This is a genomic window from Methylobacterium endophyticum, assembly GCF_050591105.1.
GTDB lineage: Bacteria > Pseudomonadota > Alphaproteobacteria > Rhizobiales > Beijerinckiaceae > Methylobacterium.
This window is the reverse complement of the sequence record NZ_JBNHES010000042.1, coordinates 1-2,904: the sequence shown is the minus strand read 5'-3', so window position 1 is coordinate 2,904 and position 2,904 is coordinate 1. Positions and strand designations below refer to the sequence as shown.

General features: G+C 68.0%; 3 protein-coding genes. All 3 read left to right on the top strand.

Features of this window, described 5'->3' with window-relative positions:
- The first annotated feature begins 193 nt into the window (after positions 1-193).
- Genes ACP56T_RS21785 through ACP56T_RS21775 form a run of 3 tightly spaced genes read left to right on the top strand, consistent with a single transcriptional unit; the run spans position 194 to position 2,634 of the window.
- Positions 194-709, top strand: a complete 516-nt coding sequence (locus tag ACP56T_RS21785) for an ATP-binding cassette domain-containing protein (RefSeq protein ID WP_430914100.1) — start codon at positions 194-196, stop codon at positions 707-709.
- Positions 710-756: 47 nt separating this feature from the next.
- Complete coding sequence (locus tag ACP56T_RS21780) at positions 757-1,827, top strand: IS630 family transposase (protein ID WP_170867530.1); 1,071 nt, start codon at positions 757-759, stop codon at positions 1,825-1,827.
- Between the two features lie 60 nt (positions 1,828-1,887).
- A complete protein-coding gene (locus ACP56T_RS21775; RefSeq protein WP_081948843.1) occupies positions 1,888-2,634 on the top strand; it encodes an ATP-binding cassette domain-containing protein in 747 nt (248 codons plus the stop codon).
- The last annotated feature ends 270 nt before the right edge of the window (positions 2,635-2,904 follow it).

Below are 2,904 nucleotides of genomic sequence, written 5' to 3'. Positions count from 1 at the left end.
GCACCGGAGGCCGTCATTTGGCCAACGGAACCGAGCAGCTCAGCGCCGCTCGCACAACCCGCCATCGTCACGCGACCGACGATGCACTAACTTCGAACCTGGGCCACCGAATGGGGGCAGGCCACTCCACGCCAGAAACCCGCACTTCGACGACGCAGGGCGCCGCGACCTGTTCAACCGCTTCTTCGATCTTATGACGGTCCAGAAAGCGGTCCCGCATCTTCTGGTCGGCGGCTTGGCGATCCTTCTACAAGCCGGGATCGGCCTCGTCCTGACAAGTTTCTATCATCCGTTCTTTCTCGCCTTCAATCTCGTCGCCGCCGCCGTCCTGCTCGGCATCGGGTTCATCTGGGCGGGGCCGGCGGTCCGGTCCGGCGCGGCGCTGAGCCATGCGAAGCACGAGACGGCGCGTTGGCTGGAGAGCGTCGGCACCTCGAACGGCTTCTACAAGCACGGTGGTCGGCTATCGGCCGCGATGGCGCGTTCCGACGCGATGACCGCCGCCTACCTGCGGGCGCATCGCCGCCACTTCCGCCACACCTTCGCGCAGACCATCGGATTCCTCGTGGTCTACGCGGTCGCCAGTGCCGCCCTGCTGGCCATGGGCGGATGGCTCATCCTGCAGGGGCAATTGTCGCTCGGGCAACTCGTGGCGGCGGAACTCGTCTTGTCGGGGGCCTTCTACGGCATCTCGCAACTAGTGCAGTGACGCGGACAGAGGATTCACGCGTCCGATGAGACGTGCGAGTCTGGGCCATGGCTCAGACGGTCTGTGTGCTTCTCGATGCGAGCGATGCGGCACGACTGGTTGCGATCGCCAGCGACCGCTCCCGCCCGCTCAAACATACCCAGCGTGCCCGCATCGTCCTGCTCTCGGCCGAGCGCTTTTGTGTCCAGGACGTCGCCCGGCGGGCGGGCGTCAGCCGCCCGGCCGTGTGGCGCTGGCAGCGGCGCTACGCCGAGGCTGGCGTCGAAGGTCTGCTGCGCGACAAGACGCGCCCGCCCGGCACGCCGCCCCATTCAACCGAGACGGTGGCCGAGGTACTGGCGCTGACCTGCTCGGAGCCGCCGGGCGAGGTCACCCACTGGACCGGCCGGGCCGTGGCCCGCGCGGTCGGGATCTCGTTGCGTGCCGTGCAGCGGATCTGGGAGGCTCACCGCCTCCAGCCGCATCGGCTGCGCACGTTCAAGCGCTCGCGCGACCCCGCTTTCGCCGCCAAGGTCGAAGATGTCGTCGGCCTCTACATGGCCCCACCCGCCCACGCGGTGGTGCTGTCCATCGACGAGAAGAGCCAGATCCAGGCGCTGGAGCGGACGCGCCCCGACCGTCCGCCTGCCCCCGGCCATCCTGCCGCCCAGACCCACGACTATACCCGTCACGGCACCACGACGCTCTTTGCGGCCCTCGACGTCCTGGCGGGCACCGTGCTCGGCCGCTGCATGCAGCGCCACCGGAACGGTGAGTTCATCCGGTTCCTCAACGCCGTCGAATCTGCTGTCCCGTCCGGCAAGGCGATCCACGCGATCCTCGACAACGTCGCTACCCACAAACATCCGAAGGTGCGCGCCTGGCTCGCCCGGCACCCGCGCTGGACGTTCCACTTCACCCCGACTTCGGCCTCGTGGCTCAACGCGGTCGAGGGCTTCTTCTCAGCGCTGACCCGTCGTCGGCTGCGGCGAGGCTCCTTCACCGGCGTCGTCGATCTGCAGGCGGCGATCAAACGCTACATCGCCGAGCACAACCAGCGCGCCAGACCCTTCGTCTGGACAAAGCCCGCCACCGATATCCTCGAAGCCGTCGGCCGATCCCCTGAACCATCCGTCTGAGTCAGTGCACTAGGCTCGCATGCGAGGACCTTCTACGACCTCGTCGCGGCGCTCCACGAACTGTCGCTGTTCGACGGGATCGAGCAGGCGGACGGGGATGGGTGGACCGGCCCTGGCCCCGCCAATGGCAGCCTGCGCCTGCGCGATGTTGAGGTCGAAGGCTGCCGCTTCGACTTCGCGGTCGAGAGCGGTGAGATCCTCGCCGTGGCCGCCGACGAGGGGATCGAGCGGACGGTCGCGGCGCTCCTCGCGCGGAGGGTTCGGCCGCAGCGTGGGTGGGTGATGGTCGGCGGAGCCGACATCGCGGCGTTCAATCCGGAGAAGCTGCGGTCGGAGATCCTTGTCCTGGATCGGCCGACGCTCGCCGAGACGACCATCCGCGAGTACCTGTCGCTGGTCGAGGGTCAGGATCCGGCCACGATCCACGATTGCCTGGAGCGTGTTGGCTTGGTCGAGCGCATCCGGCGCTTGCCCTACGGCCTCGATACGCCGCTGTCCGCGTCCGGCTCGCCGCTTTCGGCGGGTGAGGCCGTCGCGCTGAAGCTGGCCGCCACCCTTCTGCAACCGCCGAAGCTCGTCGTCCTGTCGACGCTGTTCGACCTGCTTCCACCGGATCGCGTCGCGGCGGCGCTCGCAAGGTTCCGGGAGGCGGGCACGACGGTGCTGCATGTCACCCGGCGCCCCCCACAACCGATCTACGATGACCAGATCCGGCTGGGCTTGCACGGCTATGTGCGCGCCACCGAGCGTGAGGACCGGCTCGACAATGCCAAGCTGCGTGAGAGGACCCATGCTGTCGCGGCCTGAACATATCCAAAGCTTCCCGACCCTGACCTCGATCCGGCCTCCCCGCGCGGCGGCCGTCCTGGCCTGGATCATCGGCATCGGGATCTGCCTCGCGGTCCTGGTCCTTCTGTATGTTCCCTGGGTGCAGACCTCGGCCGGGACGGGGCGCTGTCAAAAAGCGTTGGAACGGGACCCCGGATCGGCGTGCAATGGGGACCCCTTCGCAAGCTCGGCACGGTGCGGCTGAGCTGATCCGAAGCCCAGCTTTGGCGTCGTAGGTTCTGGCCTCAG